Here is a 19,302-nt window from a genome sequence, read left to right as displayed (position 1 = left end):
CTCCGGGTTCTTTCGGGTCGTGGGCGGACGGGGCTTTGTCGGTCAGTTGGACGGTCGGGGCAGTGCGGCGAGACGGTGGAAGGCCGTGGCCACGTGGAAGCAACCAGCGGCGACCGACTTGGTACTTCCGTCAGGTAGTACCAGGGCTGGCAGGCTCGACCCTTTATGGGGTACGGGGCGAATCGGCACAGTGGGGTGCTCGGTCATCGAATACCTCCCGTGGTCACTCAGATCCGGTCATCACGGACCTCGCCGGTTCCGGCATCATCTGCGGCGACGCACGCGGCACGGCCCGCGAACCCGAAGGCGCTCCCCGGCTCACGGGCCGGCGCTACCGGTGCTCCGCGCGGGCACGCCAGGCGGCGACCCTCCGCCAGATCGCCCGCTGGCAGCGAAGCGCGGCGGTGCCCACTCCGATCAGAACCACGATGTTGACCAGCAGTTGGATGAGCGATCCCAGGCGTTGCTCCAGCTGGTGAACGCGACCGAGACGCTGACGTCCGCGGCGGCCTGTCAGGCACTCGCTGCCGCAGCCGGGCCCGACCCACCATCGGCGTCGTTTCCAGCGGGCTGCGGTGCCCGAGCGTGCGGCGCCGCTGAGTCGAGCTTGGCACCGGGTTGACGACCGGGCCTTGACCCTGATGCGCGTGGAACTCGTAGAACCCGCTGATTACTGTCAGCGCGTGGTTGATGGTGCGCGGCGCGTACCCGGCGCGCAAAGACCCCTTGCCCGTACGGAGATTCACCGTCCCGGCCAGTGGGCGGCCCGGTGTCGCTGCGGGTTGGCGGCCGAGCGTAGCCAACCCGTCAGCACGGCGACCTCGGACTCCGTCGCCCGCTCCCACCCGGTGCCGAGCAGCCACAGCAGGCGGAACCACCGCAGCATTCCGTACCCGTAGCTGCGGCAGGTCAGCGGGCTGGAATCGCCAAGCGCTAGGTCCCGCAGGAACGCGGTGACTGGCTCCACTTCGGCTCCCGCCGCATCGAGCATCACACACGGCGGATGTGCCCGGTTGACCTCCACCACTTGTCCGAGGCGAGGGATGGTCCGTCGGCACTCCAGCAACTCAGTACGTACATGCATCACTTGCTCCTCGATGGCGGCCTATTACGCCGTGACTAACGAAGCGGAGATGGTGCAGTTAACAGAGCAGTCCTTCGTCGCGAGCCAGCGGGCGAATCCGGCCCGTTTGTCGGCGGGACGGCCGGACAGGTCGTGCTCGACTGCGTGGGAGCAAGGGTGCTCGACGCTCCATCGGGTGCGCACTGCCATAGATGGGTCTCCTCAAGTAAGTGACATGGAAGCGGTGTTGGGCTTGTGCTCAGGGGCTATCGCTTCGGGCTGGGGCCGCGCGGTGGCGCCCGCACTACCGGGAAGGTGTCCGGCCGGGCGCAGGTGCGGGCGCCCGGCGAGCAGGACGGTGAGAGCGAAGGCGGCGCCGGCGGCGGGGAGTGCGGCGCTGGCGAGGTGGTGCTCGGCGAGGCGCCCGGCCAGCGCGGTGCCGGCGGACTGCCCGGCGCCGATCGACAGGATCAGCCATGCGTACGCCTCGCTGGTGCGGCCCGCAGGGGCCAGGGTGTCCGTGGTCAAGAACGCGCAGGCGACCACGATGGTGAGGAACGCCCCGGGCACGATGACCGCGGCGGTGGCCGCGCCGGGGCCCAAGACGGCTAGGAGCGGGAGCCATCCGGCCAGGAACGCTGCCCCAGCGGCGATCAGTTGGCTGGTGGTGGTGCCCTTCCCCGTGCGGCGTCCGTAGACGAGGCCGCCCAGGAGGCTGCCGGTGGAGAACGCGGCGGGGATGATCCCGGACAGCATGCTCTGTCCATGCTGCTCGGCCAGGGCGACAGCCCAGACGTTCATCGCTCCGATCGCGAACCCGACCCCGGCAAGAGCGGCGAACAGCAGCACCAGACCCCCACTGGTCAGCCTGCGGACCGACCCGGCGTGCCCACTGGTGGGCTGTGCGGGGTGCCAGCGCAGGGAGGGCGGTGCCAGGGCGACGGCGGCGGTGCCGACCAGGCCGAGGGCGGCGGTAACGATCAGGGCGCACGATGGCGCGTACGCGGCGGTGAGTGCGGCGACGAGCAGCGGGCCGATGACGTACAGCAGGCCCTGGCTGCCGGTGTCCAGGGCGAGCGCGGCGTGCCGCATCCGGGGGCTGGGCAGCACGCTCGGCCACAGTGCCCGAAGCCCGACTTCCAGGGCTGGCATGGACAGGCCGGCGGCGATGACGATCCCTACGGCGAGCGACGCTCCGCCGCGCAAGCCGACCGCTGGCAGAGCGACCAGGAACGAGGAGTTCGCCAGGGCCGCCAGCAGGTGTACGGCGGTCTGTCCGTGGCGGTCCATCAGGCGCCCCATGGCCGGCTGAGCCAGCGACGACGCGAGCCCGTACCCGGCGGCGAGCATTCCTGCGAGGGCGATGCCGCCTCCCGACGCGGTGGCCCACAGCATGATCGCGATCGGGGCCATGGCGTTGGGGAGACGGCCGGTGAGGGTGCCGGCGAGGAGCCGGGCGACGTGCGGGCTGCCCAGCACCGCGCGGTAGGTGATGCGCGGTGCCGGGGTCGAGGGTGTGGTCAGGGACAACGAAGGGCTCTCTGGGAACGGGAGGTTATGGGCGGCGCGCGGTTGTCGGAGTGCGAGGTGGCGGTGCGGCTGGAGGTGCGGTCTCCAGCGCGGGGCGTGGCCGGATCCGCGGAGGTTTCGGGACGCGGTGCGGCGGCAGGACGGCGACGGTGGCGCCGAGGTCCTCTGCCGCGTCGTGGACCTCGCGTATCAGGGAGTCGAGCTGCCGCGCGAGTGCGTGGATCCGGGCGCCGATCTGCTGGCTCCTCACGGTGCCCAGCGCGTCGGAGAACTCCTCGGCGGCGTACAGGAGGTGCCCCAGGCGGACCATCGCACCGGCGCCGACGCCCTCTTGCGTGGCACTGAGCAGGACCTCGGAGACATCGCCGGCGGTGCGGGCCTCGACAATCTCCCGGAGCAGCTCCTGCAGGGGCTGCTCGGGGACGGGCTCTGGACGGTTGAACCGGGACGCGGCGTCGGGCCGTAGGACTCCGGGCGGCACTGCTCGGGGCAACGCCTGCCCGGCCGCGTACTCATGGACGTAGTGCCCGATGATCTCCCAGTCCGAGGCGTCCGGGTCTCCGCAGAGCGCGACCACCGTGGAGTCGTCGTCCTCGACGAGGTACGCGAGCGTGATGCGGCGACCGTCAGCCACATGCCACGACTCGATCAAGTCCAATGCCCCGCCCTGCCGTAGCGCGGCGTGCGCCCGCGCGGTCCAGCTCTGCCGCTCCTCATACGTCAGCCCAGGTTCGGGCTCGTGGTGCTGCTCGGCCAGGTCGGCGGCGATGGATCCGTAGTCCGCCCAGGCGGCGAGGTGAGGCCACACCAGGGCGTACTGGACCCCCTGCGCGGCCGAGTCAGGCACGGCGGGACGGTCGAGAACGCGGATGATCTCGGTGTGGGAGGTAGCGAGCGAGTCGAGCACCTCGCGCCACGCGTTCAGGGGTCCGGTGGGCGGCAGCTCGTCGAGCGCGCGGTGGGCGGCGCCAAGCAGGGCGTCGGCGTGCGGGGCGAGGTGGGTGGTGTACGCCTCCACGGCTGCCGCGTTGCGGTGAGCGAGAGCATCCGCGGCGGCGCCGGGGTGCGCGGTGCGGCCGAAGCGGTCACGGGTCGTGTCGAGTGCGCTCTGGGTTTGGGTGTCGATCACGGACATCCGTAGCCGGAACTCGCGTGCCTGTTGCGCGAGGCGCGATGCCTCCGCCTGGAGGCTGTCGGGATGGGGGTCGCCGGTGGGCGTCATCGGGCTCGCCCCTCGCCCGAGGACAACGGGCTGCGGGTCGAGGCAACAAGGTTCAGGCCGACGTGGGTTGCGAAGCGGATGTGGTCAGACAGGGGGAATCCTCTTCCTGTGGGGTGTCAGGGGTGCGGGTTCGCCGGCTGCGGGGTGGCGGGCTGGGACGGGCGGGTGGTGAGCAGGCGCGGGGTGGGGGCGGACAGCGCCACGAGCCCACCGGGAACGGCGGCGCGGGCCTGGCGCTCGAACGCTTCGCTGTCGGCAGGCCAGGTCGCGATCTGCGGCACGGGGCCCCACTTTCGTCACCAGCAGTGCCGGAGCAGCCGGGGTCCGCGCGATTTTCGTGCGCCCCGGCGGATGGGGGTTTGTGCGTCTGGTCGTCGTGGTCGTGTGTTGGTGTCTCAGCGTGTTCTGCGGATGGCGTCGGTGGCGGCTTTGGCGATGGCGGCGGGGGTGCTGGAGGGTCGGGGCAGGTGGAGTGGGGTGGTGCCCGGCAGGTGGCGGGACTCCTTGGTGAGGGTGAGTTGGAGTACAGCGCAGCCGGCCGTGGTGAGGCGTTTGATGCGGGTGAGGGCTTGGGCGGTTTCGCCGTCGGTGTAGTGGGCGTCGGTGACGATCACCAGGAGCCGCCCGGTGCCGGGACGGCTGAGGTCGAGGCCGTGGTCGAGTGCGTCGATGGCGTCGCCCAAATTGTGGTTGCCGCCGTCGGCGTTGAACTCCGTCACGCGCTCTGGTGCCCGGTGGGTGGGTCGGGTCAGTGCGGTCAGATTCATGTCGTAAGCGATGGTGGCGGTGCGGGAGTCGGGGTCGGTCAGGGCTGCTGCGCGGGCCACGATCCATGCGGCGGACGCGACGGGTTTGCAGGCGGCGCTCATGGAGCCGGAGACGTCGACCGCGATGCCGACCCGCAGTGGTGGGGTGGGGGAGTTGCGGCGGCGGGTGTGGGTGAAGGGCTCCGCGGTGGGTGTCGAGCCGGCGGCGCGCTGGGCGTCGCGGGCGAGGGCTTGGCGCATGTTGAGGCGGCCTGGCGGGGTGGGGCTGGTGGTCCGCTCTTCGGTGCGTTCGCGGTAGGCGGCGGCGCGAAGGGCGCGGCTCAGGCGCGCGGCGGCGCTCTGCTCGGCGGCGGTGGGTTTGCGGCTGCCGGTGACCGGGTTGTTGGAGGGCGCGGGTGTGCCGTCGGGGCTGACGGTGGTGCCGCGTGGGTTGAAGACCGACTTGGCGGTTGCGGCGGCTTTGCGTCGCTGGCCGGCCTGTTGGGCGCGGTCGTTGGCCTTCGCCCGGGACTGCGCTGCTACGGCGTTGTTCGAGGCGGCCTGTGCCGCGAGGTCGGCGGCGTCGTTGGCGGCCATGTTGTCCAGGACGACCGTCACGGCGCCGGACAGCAGATCGGTGAGGTCTTTCGGTACGGCGGGCAGGGCAGGGGCGGCGGTGTCCAGGGCGTCGCACCAGTCCTGGGCGTGTTGGAGCATGGTGGTGGCGTCGTGGTCGGCGCACCGGTGGGCTGCGGTCCAGATGCCGGTGAGGGTGGCCAGCAGGCGCGCGCTCAGGACCCTTTCGCACAGATCGGCGACGGCTTTGGTCTCGCCGGCGTCCAGGATGCCGGCGTCCCGGCGACCGAGCATCAGGGCCGCCACACTGGCGGCCTGCTCGACGCCCTGGAAGGCGGGGTTGGCGATGTCGGGCATGACCAGGGTCCGGGCACTGGTGCGCAGGTATGTGCGGTCGGTGGGCCGTCTAGTCAGGTGGGCGCCCTCGACACGGCTCTCCTCTAGCAGCAGCGCGGCCTCCACAACGCGGGGTTCCGCGCCGGCCGGCTCCTGCCACACGGAGTGGGCCGCATGGGCGGCCTCGTGGACGAGCACTCCCCAGGCGGCGGGGTAGTGCTCCTCGTCGCCCACAATCCGCGGACGGACCTCATGGGGCTGAAGAGGTGCGAACAGTTTGGCGTCGAACTCGATCTCGGCCAGGCCGGGGAAATAGGCGGCCGGTGCGCCGCTGCGGGTGCCGGGACGGCAGGTGACGAGCAGGTCCTGGCGGCCGGACAGCGCGACCAGCCGGTCGCCGAGCTCGGCTCCCACCCGCAGCCACGCGGCCGGGGAAGAACGGGGCTGTGCGGGCGGGGCGCCGTCGTCGTCCCAACGCCCGAGGTCGGCGTCCTCGTCAGTGGTAGAGGGCTGGACGTGGTGGTGGGCGCTCATCGCGAGCTCCGGCGCGCGGGTCCGGCGCTGCCCGGGGGCTGCCGGGCGACCGACGCACTGCCAGCGGGGAGCTGTCGGCCCAGGGTGAGGGGCGCGACCTGCTTGACGCCGGCGATCTTACCGACGGCGTCGGCGACAGCGTCGCGGTCCTCCAGGGGAGCGATACCGATCAGGTTCGCCAGCGCGGCCCTGGTGCCGAGGACGGCCTCGGCCTTCTGGTAACTGAGCAGCTCCCGCAGCTGGGGGGCCCAGCCCATCTCGCCGAGTTCGACCTGCCGCGCGAGATGCCGGGCGATCCGGACCACCCGGGCATCGATCTTCAGGGCCAGGGCGAGATCGTAGTCCGTCCCGACCTGGATCTGCACGCTGAACCGGGACGCCAGCGCCTCCGTCAGCACAGCGCCGTGCACGCCCGGATTGTGGCCCGCCACCACGTAGAAGCCCGGCTCGGCCTTGATGGTCTCGCCCCGGTGGGCCTTGACCTGGATCTGGCGGCGCCCGTCCATGGCCGGGTAGAGGGCGGCCAGCACCTTCGGCGAGATCAACGTGGCGTCGTCGATCAGCAGGGCGCGGCCCTCGGTCATCGCGGTGACCAGCGGACCGTACTGGAAGACGTACCCTCCGCCGTCGGCTTGCGTGTACTCGCCGATCAGGTCGCCGACCGTGGTGTCGCCGTCACCGGCGACGGTGACCAGGTCAGGAAACGCGGCCTCCACCAGGGACGTCTTGCCGGTTCCCGGAGGACCGTAGAGCAGCACCGGCACGTCGGCGTCACGCAGACGATTCAGCGCCTCGACGTCGGGCAGGTCGGCCAGCTCCCGGGGGTGGTAGAGCTGGCCTCCCGCGCGGCGGATCGGACCGCCCTGCTGGGGCGTGCGGGCTGCAGGAGCGCTCGTGCGCGTCGTGGCCGTTGGGGCGCGGGGAGAGTGGGTTCCCGGTGGGCTAATCACCGCGGCGTGCGCGGCTGCGGCGGTCTTCCCGTTGGCGCGGAACTGCGGCTGTCCGGTGCCGTGCTGGTCGGCTTCGCCGCGTTTGGCCAGGGTCAGGGCGGCGTTGCGGACGGCGCCGTGGGAGTGGCCCAGCTGCCTGGCCATGTCCCCGATGGTGAGGCTGTCCGCGGGCCGGTCGGCCAGCAGCCTGGCCACCTTGGCCCGTAGTTCGCCGGCTTTGGTGCGTGCTGTGGCGTGCGGTCCGGGTGTGGTCAAAAAGAGGATCCCTCAACGGGTGGGCGTGCGGGCGGGGTTGGCACTGCAGGTGCGGGTGGCCTCGGCGTGGGAGGTCCTATCGCTGGTCTGTGCGGGCGCGCCCGACGGGGGCGCACCGTCGGCGTTCACAGGCTGGCCGATGCTCGGTCCAGGAGCACGGGGTGGCCGGCGGCGAGCGGTTCACCGGCTGCCGGGCAGGTCCGCGGCTCCGGTCCGCGGCGGTTTCCGCCGGTGCGGCGGGCTCAGCCGGGAGTCTCCTCGAAGCCGGACTGAAGCAGGATCCGCCGGGCGGCGGCGTTATAGCCGGTGGTGGTGATCTCGCCAGTGGTGCTGTGCCGGATCGGCGCGAACGGCTGGACTGCGCGCTCTGCTGGCGCTGCCGCCTCGTGGACGGGCGAGGGCACCTGGACGACGTGGATGCGGGTCGCCGACAGGGATTCGAGCGCTTCCATGCGGCGGTCGGTCAGGTCCTGTTCGATCCTGGCCAGGGCATGCGTGAGCGTGTAGGCGGGGACGGACTCCGGGTTGGGGTGGGTCTCGTCGAGGCAGGGGTCGACCGCGGTACGGGCACGGGCGATAAGCCGCTGGACGGCGTGGAGCGGGCCGCCGTCCTGCAGGAGGTGTTCCAGGAGTTGGTCGAGCTGATCGCTGTCGGCTGACGTGAGGTGGCAGGCGAGTTCGTGCAGTGCCGCAGCGCTGGCCTTGACGTTGGCGACGGAGTCGAGAGGATGCGAGGTCAGGATTTCTCCGTGATGTTCGATTCGCGGCTTGGAGGGCTTGAGCGGCCGGCGCCAGCCGTGCTCCAGGGGCGGGACTCGGCGTGCGGGGCCGATACGGGCGGGCCGTAGCCGGCCTTCCACTGTCCGTACGTTTCTCGGCCGGCGTCGGTCGTCGTGTGTCGGGTGACGGTGACGGTGCGGTTGTCATGGGCGGCGTCGGGCCATCCGCGGGGTTGCTCCATCATTTAGCGGTGCGCGCGAGCCGGCAGTCCTGCAGCAAGCACCGGCGGGCGGGTGCTGGTAGCGCGCTTGGGCGGTGTAGGGAGCGCGACTTCATGAGCACTGGCTCCTGCGGAAACAGCAGCATCCGCGGCTGGTGAGCAGCGCGCTTACTCGGTGATCATGAGCAGAATCGTCCGCCGAGCTCTGAGCGGTAGTCACTGCTAGTAGCGGGTCCTCCCGGCTCTTGCGCCGCAGGCAGGATCTGTTTGCCATGTTCTCCACTTGAAACTCGGGGGATGGGGTGAGCTTCAATGGTCTCTACGATCGCCGGTTACCCAAACCGGCGATCGTCGGCTATGTTGCGGTCGCTTGGTCGGGAAGCCTGGCGGAGAGAGCCCGTCGAACCCGGGTTGATTCCAGCGATCGTCGCAACACGTTGAGTCAGAACTATCTGGCTGGTGGGTGTCTCCCGCCCCGGTGGGCGGGAGACACCTTGCTTTCGTATGCAGAGTGATCGGGCTCACTTTCGCGGCTACGTATCGGACTCGGAGGCTGCCCCGTCGCACTGATGTGGCCAGCCATTCACCGTCCAAGGAGCCGTGAAGTGACGTCTGCCCCCGATCTGTCTCCCGCGCTCGACCGTTCTGCGACAGTCTCTGGTCGCGGCGGCCCAGGCTGCGCGCCGTGGGCCTGTCCAGCCAACGGCTCTGTCTCATATTCGGTGGTGACGGAGTGTGTTGCTATCCGAGGAGGATGCGGTGGCGGAGGAGGTTGAAGCCTGCGCGTCCGTGCATCTGGCGAGCGATGCGTTTGGTCTTGGTGTTGACGCCTTCGGTGGGGCCGTTGCTGTACGGGAGTGTGACCGCGGCGATCACAGCGTCACGGTCCCGCTCGAGGCCACGGGTGAAGGCGTGTAGGTGAGGCAGGTCGGCTGCGCGGACCTGGGTGATCCAGTGGTCGAGCGCGTCGGCGTTCTCGGGCCGAGGCTTCAGGAGTTGGGCGAAGGTCCGGACGGCGGTGGCCAGGTCGGTCATCTCGGGGCAGGCGGCGGTCAGCTGGTCCAGGAGGTCGCGATGTCCGCTCTTGAGGTTCTCGGGTCTGCTCAGGAGCATTCGGGCCAGCCTGCGCGGGGAGATGTGGCTTCGGTCGGCGTCCGCGCGGCCTTGGTTGATGTACTTGTGCAGGAGGTTGAGGCAGCCCGTGAAACCGAGGGCCTTGATCTCTTCGAAGAGGTGCTGGACGGGAACAGCAGGGTCATCGGCCCGGCGTCTGCGCAGGTGCTCGCGATAGGGATCGACGAGACTGGTCCGGTACTTGGGGACGCGAAGCATGCGCTCGGGTCGGTCGGCGCGGGCATAGCGTTTGACGGTATTCAGGGACAGTTGCAGTCGGCGGGCGCATTCGAGCAGGCTCACACGCTGCTGGAGGAGGCCGTGGACCTGATGCCAACGCTCGAGCGTCGTCTCGGCTCGTGGTCCTTCATAAAGTGGAGTGTCCAGCACGGCAGCCCAGCAGGTGCTGTGCGCTTTGACCTCGCTCAGGGCGGTTTCGCAGAGGTTGTGCCACACGTGCCACCGGTCGGCGACCTGCACTGCGTCGGGCAGGGCACGGCGGATGGCCTCGGCATAGGTCGCGGAGCCATCCCGGCACACGACCTCGACGCCCGGATTCTCGCGCAGCCACGCTTCCAACGTGTCGGCCGTGCGGTCGGGCAGCACGTCAATCCGCTCATGCGTGTGTGCGTCGATCACCACGGTGGCATAGCGGTGCCGTCGGCGCAGGGCGAAATCGTCGACCCCGATCACGCGGGGCACCCGGCCGGTAGGCAGCGCGATGCGCAGCAGAGTGCGCAGGGCCGTGTGACGCGACAGGCTGATTGCGAGTATGTCCAGCAAGCGCGATCCCGCACGGCCCGCTAACTCCTTGACCACGGCTTTGATCTGCCTGGTCAGGCGGGTTGTGCGCCGCTGGTATCGCTCCATCACCCCGGGCAGCTGCTCGCGAAAGGTGTGGCGGCAACCGCGGGTCGGACACACCAGACGCCGAGCCCGGACGCGGACCACGACCCGCCGGCCGTCGATCGGCAGGTCGGTCACCGTCCGCCAGTGATAGCCGTGCACCCGCCCCGACAACACCCCACACACCGGGCAGACCGCGGTCGATCCCGGAGTCCGTGCCCTCACCAGCACGCGCTCACCCTCGTCGACCACATCCTCGATGACCAGCGGGGCTATCCCCGAAAACACCGTCGCCACCAGCTCGTTGAGACTCTCCACACTCACATCAACGACCTACGCCACTCTGCGTCACCACCGAATATGAGACAGAGCCGAAGACCGTACAGACCCCGCGCCGTGAGTTCCTGGTCGCTTTGGAGCCGTTGCGGGGTGATCTGTTCCGCTATTGCCGTCGGCTGACCGTCAGTGTGTGGGACGCCGAGGACCTGGCCCAGGAGACGCTTGCCCGAGCGCTCGCCCGGGCGGCGGTGTCCCACCAGCCGGTCGAGCGCCCGACGGCGTGGCTGGTGCGGATCTCGACGAACGCCTTCCTCGACCAGGTCTGCCGCCCCGCCGCGCTTCTCATCGAGCCGTCCGAGCGTGCGGCGCCTGTCCTCGCCGATGCCGCCGAAGTGCGGGAGGGACCTTCCTTCTTTGTCGCCGCTATGACCGGTGCATGAGGAAGGTATGTGATCACGCCTACTTACCGGCAGGTTGTAGCCGTGGTTCTTCGCGGTACGCGGCAGTGAGCTGGTCGATCTGCTCGTAGCCGGTGCGCAGTAGGAAGGTGTTGAGGCGGCCGTAGGACTTGGCGCCCAGGATGAAGAAGTGCGGCTCGGGGTTGCGCAGGGCCTCGATCCCGACGGACGGCTGGGCGAGGCAGTCACCGCCCGCGGAGCCGAGCAGGGCGGCGGAGAGGTTGATGGGGGCGCCGGTGGCGTAGCACTCGTGGACCTGCAACTGCCGGTAGAGGGAGGCGTCGCCGGTGTAGCCGGTCAGTGCCACGACGTGGTCGCAGACGATCTCGCGCGGGCCGCCCTCGGTGGCGAGACAGGCGCGGACCCGGTCACCGTCGGGGCTGAGGGCCTGGATGTGGGCGCCGGTGTGGACGGTGACTCGGTCGTTGGCGCCGTCGGCGAGGGCCCGGGAGGTGTCGACGAGGTGCTGGCGGCCGGGCAGTGTGTCGTCGGGTACGGCGCCCCAGTCGGGTGCCGTGCTGCGTACTGCCCAGTGGATGCGGGTGTCTGGCAGGGCGGCGAGGTCGCGGGCCGCGGTCTGGGCGGACTTTCCGGCGCCGACGAGCAGGACGGTTCCGCTCCAGAGGTCGGGATCGCGGGTGTCAGGGAGGGCACGGGTGATGCGGTTGGCGAGGGCGCGTTCGCCGGGGGTGGGGATGCCGCCGGGGCCCAGGGTGTTGGGGTGGGAGTAGGTGCCGGTGCAGTCCAGGACGAGGTCCGCCTCGGCGGTGTCTTCGCCGTCGGGGGTGTCCAGGAGGAGGGTGAAGGGGGCGGCGGCGCGGGTGTCGGTGCCGATGTGCTCGTGTTTGAGCAGGCCGGTGCGGGCGATGCCGGCCGCGCGGGTGCGTAGCCTGATGCTGCCTTCGAGGGCGGGCAGTGCGGCGAGCGGGTCGAGCAGGCGGGTGGCCAGTTCGGTCCCGGTGGGGCAGTGGTCGCCGGTCGGGGCGCCCGGCAGGTGGGTGCGCATCCGGCCCGAGACGTTCAGGTCCCACGGGGTGAAGAGGCGGGCATGGCCCCAGGCTCGCACGTGGGCGGCGACTGTCTCCCCGGCTTCGTAGACGGTGAACGCCCATCCCGCGTCGGCGCAGGCGAGAGCGGCGTCGAGGCCGATGGGCCCGGCGCCGAGGATCGCGACGTGTCGCTGCATGGTCGACTTCCTTTCGGTACGCGTGCGTCTCAGATGGCGCAGTGGACGGGGCGGGGCAGGGTGCCGTCGGTGAGGCGGGCGGCGAAGAACCGCTCGGTGACCAGCTGTTGGCCCGCGGTGAGCGGGGTTCCGGCGGGCGCGAGATAGAGATCGGGGCTGGTGGCGAGGTCGGCGCCGGCGGGGTGCCAGTGCAGGCCGTCGGCGGTGACGGTCAGTTCGGGGATGCTGGAGTCTTCGCCGATCTCCTCTCCGGTCTCGGCGAATCCTCGGCGTAGCAGCGGGCGTACGGCGAAGTGGTCGGCGGGCAGGCCGAGTCCGGCAAGGAGTGCGGCGACCGCGGGGATCTCGTGGGTGTTGTCCTCGGTTTCGGTGAGGGCGACGCGCGGAGGCAGTCCCAGGCCGATCAGGTGGTGGATGCCGTCGAGGGTGCGCTGCCAGGAGCCGGAACCGCGGTGAAGGTCGTGGGTGTGGGCGGTGGCGCCGTCCAGGGAGGTCTGGACGGTGAGCTTGCGGTCGGCCAGGTCCGCGAGGCCGGCGGCACGGCGGCCTCGCAGCAGCATGGCGTTGGTCATCACGACGGTGGGCAGCTCGGTGGAGGCGTAGTCGAGGAGGCCGATGATGTCCGGGTGGAGGAAGGGCTCGCCGCCGGTGAGGTACAGCTCGGTGAATCCGGCCTGTACGGCCTCGTCGACGAGGGCGCGGAAGGTTTCGGTGGGCAGGGTGCGGGGAGCCGCTTTCGGGGAGGAGGCGACCGCGCAGTAGTCGCAGGCCAGGTTGCAGTGGAAGTTGGTGTAGATCCACAGGCGCGCCGGGAAGTAGGGGGTGCCGAAGAGCGGGACCACCGGCCGGTCGCCCTGGAGGGCCGGGGGCGTGGTCTCTCCCCAGCCGTTGTCCGCGGGGCGGAAGCCGGAGGGCAGGGTGGAGCGGTAGAGGTGGTAGCGGCCTCGGGCGCGCTCGCGCGGCGGCAGGATCTCCTGGCAGGTGGTCCACCAGCCGGTCTCGATGGTCTCGGTAAAGATCTCGGGGAGCCCGGCGGCGCGCATCGAGCGGGCTTGCGCCCGCCAGTCGTACGCGAGCGGGATGAGCTCGGCGGTGACGTGCCCGTCGGAGAGGTCGAGGATCGCGTACCAGACCTCGCGGCGGCCGTCGTTGGCGGGTTTGCCGAGCACGCCGACGTTCACGGCGAGGGTGTCGCCGATGCGCCGCTGCCAGGGCAGACCACTGTGGGTGCACAGCACGACAGAGGCCCCGGACGCCTCTACTCGCTGGCGGTGCTGCTCCTCGGGGAGCGACTCCCACCAGAAGTCGTTCAGCGCCAGCGTGGAGCCGTGGACCATGTGGACGTCGACGCCGTCGATGGTCTCCCGGCGCTCGGTGGGCAGGGTGCCCATCCAGGCGGCGAAGTCGCGGCTGGTGGTGGCGAGGGTGTGGTCGTAGATGAGTTGGGCGTACTCGTTGTCCTTCGGGTCGCGGTAGCCGCAGCCGCAGTCGGTGTCGCCGCGGGCGATGGCCACGTCGTAGTTCCCGGCGACGCACTCGACGGTGTTGTCGGTGAGGATCGGCCACAGCGCGTCGACGTCGGCGCCGAATCCGCCGAGGTCTCCCAGACAGAACAGCCGCTCGGCGCCCCGGGCACGGGCGTCGTCGACGAACGCCTGGAGGGCGTACGGGTTGCCGTAGGGCCCTCCGCAGACTGCGATGCGCATGAGGTCGGTCTCCAAAAGTGTCGAGGGCGAAAGGAACAAGGGGGCGTTCAGATGCGTCTGGTTCGTGCCGCTCTCGGGCTTCTGTTCGGCAAGAGGCGGGGGCCTGCGGTGTAGCGGGCGCGAATGGCCTCTGGGTCGACGCCGGCGAAGTACAGCAGCTTCAGGTACTGCATGAAGGCGATCATGCGCCAGGTCCCGTGCGCGATCAGTCGGCGTGAGGAGGCCGTCGAGGTGGCGGGCAGCAGGCGCAGTTGGCCGCGGCGGTGCAGGCGCCGAGACATTTCCAGGTCCTCCATGATGGCCAGGTCGGGATAGCCGCCGAGGGCGTCGAAGACGGTGCGGCGGATGAACATGGCCTGGTCGCCGAAGATGTGGTGGAGGCGCCGCGCGCGGGCGTTGGATGTCCACGCGAGGTAGTTCAGGGCGGGTGTCCGGCGGTCGAAGCGGAGGGTAAGGCCGCCTGCGACCACGGCCGGGTCGGCGAGAGCGGCCCGGATCTGGCCCAGGGCTTCGGGCTCGATGGCCGTGTCGGCGTGGATGAACCACAGGATGTTCCCGGAGGCGTGCCGGGCGCCCTCGTTCATCTGCTTGGCCCGGCCGCGCTCACTGCCGATCACGGTGGCGTGCAGGGCTGCGAGTGCGGCGGTGGCGTCGGTGGAACCGCCGTCCACGACGATCAGCTCGCAGTCGGGGAAGTCCCGGCCCAGGCGGCACACCGCATCGTGGATCGTGGCCTCTTCGTTCAGGACCGGGACGATGATCGACACCTGAGTCATGGCCTCTCCTCGGGCTGGAGCAGGGCGGCGATCGGCGTGGGCAGCGCCGGATCAGCCAGGAGCGCGGCAGCGTCCTCGGGGGTGTCCAAGTCCCGCAGTGGACGTAGCAGTCCCATCCTCAGCCCTGCGCCGTCGGCGAGGGCGCGGGTCGCTGCAAGCACCCGCTCCGTGCTCCAGACATCCGGGGCGAGGGCGAAGAGCGAGGTGTGGGGTGCTCGCAGGCCGATCAGGTAGTAGCCGCCGTCGAGCGCCGGGCCCAGTGCCACGTCATGGTGTTCCAGGGCGGTGAACGCGGCGGTCAGGCGGTCGCCGGTGAGGGTCGGTGCGTCGGTGCCGATGACCAGCAGCGGGCCCGCGCCGTCGGCGAAGGCATCCGTGACGGCTGCGGCGAGGCGTTGTCCGAGGTCTTCACCGCGCTGGACGAGCAACCGGACGCCGGCCGGCACCGCCGTGTTGATGGCGTCTTTGCCGTCGTCCGGCGCGTAGGCGAGGTAGGGGCGCGGGGTGTGGGCGGTGGCCAATTCCATGGTGTGGCGGATGAGTTCGGCCTGGAGTTCCGCGCAGCGCTGTGGACCCAGCAGGGGATGCAGCCGGGTCTTGACCGTGCCGGGCCGGGGCGGTTTCGCCATGACCAGGATCGCGGGGGTGCCCCCGTGGCCGGCGGCGTTCACGTGTCGAACCGGTAGACGAAACCGGCGCCGCTCACGGCGTCAAGGGAAGGCAGCGCGTGTCCGGCCAGCGTGGCGAAGACCTCCTTGCTCACCGCCATGCGGTCCAGCAGTGCCTGCACCGCTTCCGGTTCGGCGGCGATGCCGTTGGCGTAGTCGGTGACGAAACCCACCAGCGCCATGGGCAACTCGGCTTCCCCGGCCAGGACGACCTCCGGTCCCGCGGTCTGGCTGATTGCACTGACCCCGGCCGCGGCCAGCGCGGCCACCTCCGGGCGCGAGTTGAAACGAGGGCCGTCGACGTGCCCGTAGACACCCTGCGTCGCGACGGGCACCCCGGTCTGCCCGGCGGCCGTGATCAGCGCTTGGCGCAGCGGTTCACTGAAGGGCTTCTCGAAGATCCAGTGGCCGCGGCCCGCCTCGCCAGGTGTGTCGTACCAGGTGCAGGGGGTGCCATCGGGCAGCCGGTTGGCGGGGAAGTACAGGTCATCGAAGACCACCAGGGAGCCCGGCGGCAGCTCCCGGTCGAGGGAGCCACAGACGGTGAAGGAGACGACGGCATCCGTCTTGCAGGCCAGCAGGGCGGCCAGGTTGGCCTTGTGGTCGACCTGGCTGGAGAGCCGGTGGTGACCGGCGCCGTGCCGGGACAGCTGGACGATCTCCGCGTCCCCCAGGCGTCCCTCGGTGACGGTGACCTCGCCGTGGTCCGTGACGACGGTCCGCTCCGCGGCCCCTTCCAGATGGGGCCAGTCGTAGCTGCCCGAGCCGGTGATCACACCTATGCGCATGAAACTACTTCTCCTTCGGTGACGTGCCGGACGGGCGGCCGACGGTGGTGCGGACCTCGACGATCGGCAGCAGAGTGCGCAGCGCCGCGTTCTCGGCCGGGTCGAGTACGGCGTGTTGCACGCAGGCCGGGACGAGGGTGCCGTTCTCGGGGTGGGCCATGGCGTAGTGGCAGGCGGCCAGCCGCTCCTGGGTCTCGCGCAGCCGGGGGTCATCGGCCTGCTCGCCGCGCTGCATCATCTCCCAGGCCGGGGCGACGACATCGGCGTCCATGAACTGGTGCATCACGAACGTCACCGGGCGCACCCGCATCCGGTGGCGGACCAGCCGCAGCAGCCCGACGCGGCGGGCCGTGCGGAACAGCCAGCGAAGCGCCGTCACCGCCGTGGACGGGTGGCGGCCGACCACCCGCAGGACCCTGGCGGCGAGGAGGGCGGGTGGGGTTCCGGTAAAGGTGACCTTTCCGAAGTAGCGGAAGAACGCGTCGCGCACGGCGAGGTCGCGCGGGTCGCCGCCGTCGAGGAACGGATACCAGCGGCGGCCGGCGTAGAAGCCGTAGGCGGTGCGGTTGCAGCGCACATCACCGTTCTCGAAGACCCGGTAGTCCAACCGGGTTCCGGCGCCGCGCTCGATCTCCGCCCACACCGCGTCCGGGGTCGCCTCGCGGAACTTCTCCTTCCATCGGCGCTCGTCGCCGAGGAAGGCTGCGGGCTGGAAGGAGAACATGCCGTAGCCCATGGCGTGGCAGTCGCGGACTACTTCCGCGATCTCGTCGAGGTTGCCCGGGGTGACGGTCATGTTGTGGGCGAGGAAGAACCGAACACCGTGCTCGCGCCGCAGACGGGTGAACATGGCGGCGAACCGTGCCCGGTACGGGTTGAGCGACTGCTCGTCGGGCGGGCGTTCGATGCCTCGCCGGCCGTACATGAATTTGTCGAAGTGTGCGGCGAAGGACAGTCGCCCGATGCGCCGTGTACCGTCCGGGCCGAGTGCGAGCTGGGTGAGGTAGCCGTCGTCGAAGTCGCCGTGGGTGAAGCTCATCGGTTCCCGGCCGTGCTCCCGCATGATCGCCAGCGCGGCGGCGTGGTCGTCGGGGTCGAGCAGACTGACCTCGCCGCCGATGAGCTGGGTGTGGGCACGCGGACCGCGCAGCTCACGCAGCAGTCGCATTTGGGCCGCGAGCTGTTCGTGGGTGTGCGGGCCGTCGACGCGTACCTGGTTGGCGTCCCGGGAGTGGTAGCAGGGGGTGCACTTGAGGTTGCACTTGGGGAAGACGCCATGGGTGCCCTCGCAGCCGACGCCGTGCCGGCCGAGGATCTGGCCGGGTGTCTTGGCTGCCTCGGGGAGTTCCGCCCAGCGGCGCTCCATGGCTGTGGCGAACTCGGTGTCGTAGGGGCGGGTGGCGTGTTCGAGGTCGCGCAGTGCTGCGATGATCCGCATCAGTGGTTCTCCTGCGGTGTGGGGGCCGCTGTTGAGGTTCGGTCGGTGAGGGGGTTGGTCCGGGCCCGCCGCAGTCCGCGCCACAGCAGCCAGGCGTACAGCAGCATCAGCGCGTCCTCGACCAGGACGTACCAGCGCAGCGGCTGGGCGAGGTAGGTCCCGAAGCAGCCGCAGTTGTCCAGGACGAGTCCGCGGGCGAACGCCTGGGCGGCGAGAGCCCACCACACCACGGCGACGCTCGCGTACAGCCAGACGGGCGTGGCGGCGCGGAAGCGGGGCCGGGTGAGGAACCAGACGGCCGTGACCGTCTCAGCGCTGATCAATGCCACGGCCAGGGCAGTCGAGGCCGCTCCGGACGTCAGGCCGTAGGTGGTCAGGATGGCGGGCATCGCGTCGAACGAGGCGAGCTGGCCCAGCGCCATCGCCGCGAGGACGGCGCCTAGGACGAGGCGGAGGATCACCGGATCGCCCCTCTGCGGAGCTTCAGCAGCGCGCCGATGGGCCCGCTGCCCCGGGCCAGGCGGGCGTAGACGTCGGCCAGGGCCGTGTGCCAGGGCCCGTCGGCGTACGTGGGGTAGGGGTGCATGGTGCGCGCGTAGTCGGAGGGCGTCCAGCCCAGGCGCACCGCCGCCGCCAGATGGGCGATGGTCTCCCCGGCCCTCGGCGACACCACCGTGGCTCCGACGATCTTCCCGCGCGGGCCCAGCACCAGGGTGGTGAAGCCCTCGGTGCGGCCGTCGGCGACCGCCCGGTCGACCCGGTCGTTGTCCAGCGTGTGGACGCGCACCGTGTCGCCGTACTTCTCGCGTGCCTCGTCGGAGGTGAGGCCGACGCGGGCGATCTCGGGATCGGTGAACGTCACCCAGGGCACCGCCCGGTAGTCGATCGGGCGGCGCACACCCAGGAGAGCGTCGATGGCGGCTGCTCCGCCCTGCGTGCCGCCTAGATGGGTGAAGGCCGAGCGGCCGGTCACGTCACCGGCGGCGTAGATCCGGTGGTTGGTGGTACGCAGCCGGTCGTCAGTGCGGGCGTGACCGGTGTCGGTCAGCTCCACACCGGCCGCCTCCACGTTGAGCCCCTGGACGTTGGCACGGCGGCCCGTGACGGCCAGCAGCGCGTCGTAGGGGAGAGGGCCACCGGGCCCGTGGACGGCACCGGCATCGACTGTTTCCGCACGGTAGCCGGTCAGCACGGTGACTCCCTCGGCCTCCAGCCGGTCCCGCAGAACCTGCGAGGCCCGGGGTTCCTCCCGGGGCACCAGGCGGTCCATCGCCTCCACGAGGGTGACCTGCGAGCCGAGCCGGGCGAACGCCTGGCCCAGTTCACAGCCGATGGGCCCGCCGCCCAGCACCACCAGGCTGCGCGGGAGTTCGGACAGCTCCCAGACGGTGTCGCTGGTCAGCGGGTCGGCCTCGGCCAGGCCAGGGACCGGCACGAGGGCCGGTGAGGAGCCCGTGGCGATCAGCGCGAACCGGAAGGAGACCTCGCTCTCACCCGCTGTCAGGGTTCCCGGGCCGGTGAAGGACGCCGCGCCGTACGTGACGTCGACTCCGTACGGGGCGAGCGCCTCGGCCGAGTCGTGCGGTGCGATCGCACCGATCGCCCGCTTCACCTCCGCCATGGCCGCCGTGAGGTCGGCCGAACCGGTCACCGGCGGGAGCCCGTAGGCGGCGGCGCGGCGGGCCGCCTGGACGTCGGCGGCGACGTGCAGCAGTGCCTTGCTCGGTACGCACCCCGTCCACAGACAGTCTCCGCCCAGCCGGTCCCGCTCGACGAGCAGCGTCCGGGCGCCGAAGCGCCCGGCGGTGCGGGCCGCGGTCAGCCCGGCGCTGCCGCCGCCGATGACCACCAGGTCGTACCTGTTCATGGTGCGGGCTCTCTCCAGTCGGTGG

General features: G+C 70.9%; 17 protein-coding genes and 1 pseudogene. 1 reads left to right on the top strand and 17 read right to left on the bottom strand.

Features of this window, described 5'->3' with window-relative positions; translation table 11 throughout:
* Positions 1-331 precede the first annotated feature (331 nt).
* The 9 genes and pseudogenes from G3I60_RS45940 to G3I60_RS35695 all read right to left on the bottom strand — a co-directional run.
* Positions 332-510, bottom strand: a pseudogene (locus G3I60_RS45940) (DUF389 domain-containing protein); the annotation flags it as partial.
* Between the two features lie 232 nt (positions 511-742).
* Complete coding sequence (locus G3I60_RS45935; RefSeq protein ID WP_239070673.1) at positions 743-1,084, bottom strand: hypothetical protein; 342 nt, start codon at positions 1,082-1,084, stop codon at positions 743-745.
* A 201-nt stretch (positions 1,085-1,285) separates the two neighbouring features.
* Complete coding sequence (locus G3I60_RS35725; protein WP_164608220.1) at positions 1,286-2,593, bottom strand: MFS transporter; 1,308 nt, start codon at positions 2,591-2,593, stop codon at positions 1,286-1,288.
* Between the two features lie 25 nt (positions 2,594-2,618).
* Positions 2,619-3,815 carry a hypothetical protein gene (locus G3I60_RS35720; RefSeq protein WP_239070672.1) on the bottom strand — a complete coding sequence of 399 codons (1,197 nt, stop codon included), beginning with the start codon at positions 3,813-3,815 and terminating at the stop codon, positions 2,619-2,621.
* 116 nt (positions 3,816-3,931) lie between these two features.
* Positions 3,932-4,096 (bottom strand): hypothetical protein, encoded by a 165-nt coding sequence (locus G3I60_RS35715; protein ID WP_164608164.1) that lies wholly within the window; start codon positions 4,094-4,096, stop codon positions 3,932-3,934.
* 114 nt (positions 4,097-4,210) lie between these two features.
* Positions 4,211-6,007, bottom strand: coding sequence for a hypothetical protein (locus G3I60_RS35710; RefSeq protein WP_164608217.1), 1,797 nt, complete (start codon positions 6,005-6,007; stop codon positions 4,211-4,213).
* On the bottom strand, positions 6,004-7,152 hold the full coding sequence (locus G3I60_RS35705) for an AAA family ATPase (protein ID WP_164608260.1): 1,149 nt from the start codon (positions 7,150-7,152) through the stop codon (positions 6,004-6,006). Before G3I60_RS35705 ends, G3I60_RS35710 begins: the two co-directional genes overlap by 4 nt.
* 302 nt (positions 7,153-7,454) lie before the next feature.
* Entirely contained in the window at positions 7,455-8,072 is a 618-nt protein-coding gene (locus tag G3I60_RS46935) for a hypothetical protein (protein ID WP_343241991.1), read from the bottom strand.
* 821 nt (positions 8,073-8,893) lie between these two features.
* Complete coding sequence (locus G3I60_RS35695; RefSeq protein WP_164608215.1) at positions 8,894-10,435, bottom strand: ISL3 family transposase; 1,542 nt, start codon at positions 10,433-10,435, stop codon at positions 8,894-8,896.
* A gap of 98 nt (positions 10,436-10,533) precedes the next feature.
* Between G3I60_RS35695 and G3I60_RS35690 the strand changes: the two genes are divergently transcribed.
* Complete coding sequence (locus G3I60_RS35690; RefSeq protein WP_164608213.1) at positions 10,534-10,830, top strand: RNA polymerase sigma factor; 297 nt, start codon at positions 10,534-10,536, stop codon at positions 10,828-10,830.
* A gap of 19 nt (positions 10,831-10,849) precedes the next feature.
* Here the strand turns inward: G3I60_RS35690 and G3I60_RS35685 are convergent, their stop codons facing one another.
* The 8 genes from G3I60_RS35685 to G3I60_RS35650 are packed head-to-tail and all read right to left on the bottom strand — an operon-like array spanning position 10,850 to position 19,277.
* Positions 10,850-12,034, bottom strand: coding sequence for a hypothetical protein (locus G3I60_RS35685; protein WP_164608211.1), 1,185 nt, complete (start codon positions 12,032-12,034; stop codon positions 10,850-10,852).
* Positions 12,035-12,063: 29 nt separating this feature from the next.
* A complete protein-coding gene (locus tag G3I60_RS35680) occupies positions 12,064-13,740 on the bottom strand; it encodes a radical SAM protein (protein WP_164608209.1) in 1,677 nt (558 codons plus the stop codon).
* 47 nt (positions 13,741-13,787) lie between these two features.
* On the bottom strand, positions 13,788-14,516 hold the full coding sequence (locus G3I60_RS35675; protein ID WP_164608207.1) for a TIGR04283 family arsenosugar biosynthesis glycosyltransferase: 729 nt from the start codon (positions 14,514-14,516) through the stop codon (positions 13,788-13,790).
* Positions 14,513-15,145: a TIGR04282 family arsenosugar biosynthesis glycosyltransferase gene (locus G3I60_RS35670; protein WP_164608204.1), complete on the bottom strand. Its 633-nt coding sequence runs from the start codon at positions 15,143-15,145 to the stop codon at positions 14,513-14,515. Before G3I60_RS35670 ends, G3I60_RS35675 begins: the two co-directional genes overlap by 4 nt.
* Before the next feature lie 38 nt (positions 15,146-15,183).
* Positions 15,184-15,972, bottom strand: a complete 789-nt coding sequence (locus G3I60_RS35665) for an MTAP family purine nucleoside phosphorylase (RefSeq protein ID WP_164608202.1) — start codon at positions 15,970-15,972, stop codon at positions 15,184-15,186.
* Positions 15,973-15,976: 4 nt separating this feature from the next.
* Positions 15,977-17,410: a radical SAM domain-containing protein gene (locus tag G3I60_RS35660; protein ID WP_164608199.1), complete on the bottom strand. Its 1,434-nt coding sequence runs from the start codon at positions 17,408-17,410 to the stop codon at positions 15,977-15,979.
* Positions 17,410-17,871: a MauE/DoxX family redox-associated membrane protein gene (locus tag G3I60_RS35655; RefSeq protein WP_164608197.1), complete on the bottom strand. Its 462-nt coding sequence runs from the start codon at positions 17,869-17,871 to the stop codon at positions 17,410-17,412. Before G3I60_RS35655 ends, G3I60_RS35660 begins: the two co-directional genes overlap by 1 nt.
* A complete protein-coding gene (locus G3I60_RS35650) occupies positions 17,868-19,277 on the bottom strand; it encodes an NAD(P)/FAD-dependent oxidoreductase (protein WP_164608195.1) in 1,410 nt (469 codons plus the stop codon). The genes G3I60_RS35655 and G3I60_RS35650 overlap by 4 nt, the downstream gene beginning before the upstream one ends.
* Positions 19,278-19,302 lie beyond the last annotated feature (25 nt).

It is taken from the genome of Streptomyces sp. SID13666 (assembly GCF_010548325.1).
Classification (GTDB): Bacteria; Actinomycetota; Actinomycetes; order Streptomycetales; family Streptomycetaceae; genus Actinacidiphila; species Actinacidiphila fildesensis.
The sequence above is the reverse complement of the archived record's forward strand: the minus strand, read 5'-3'. Positions and strand labels throughout refer to the sequence as shown.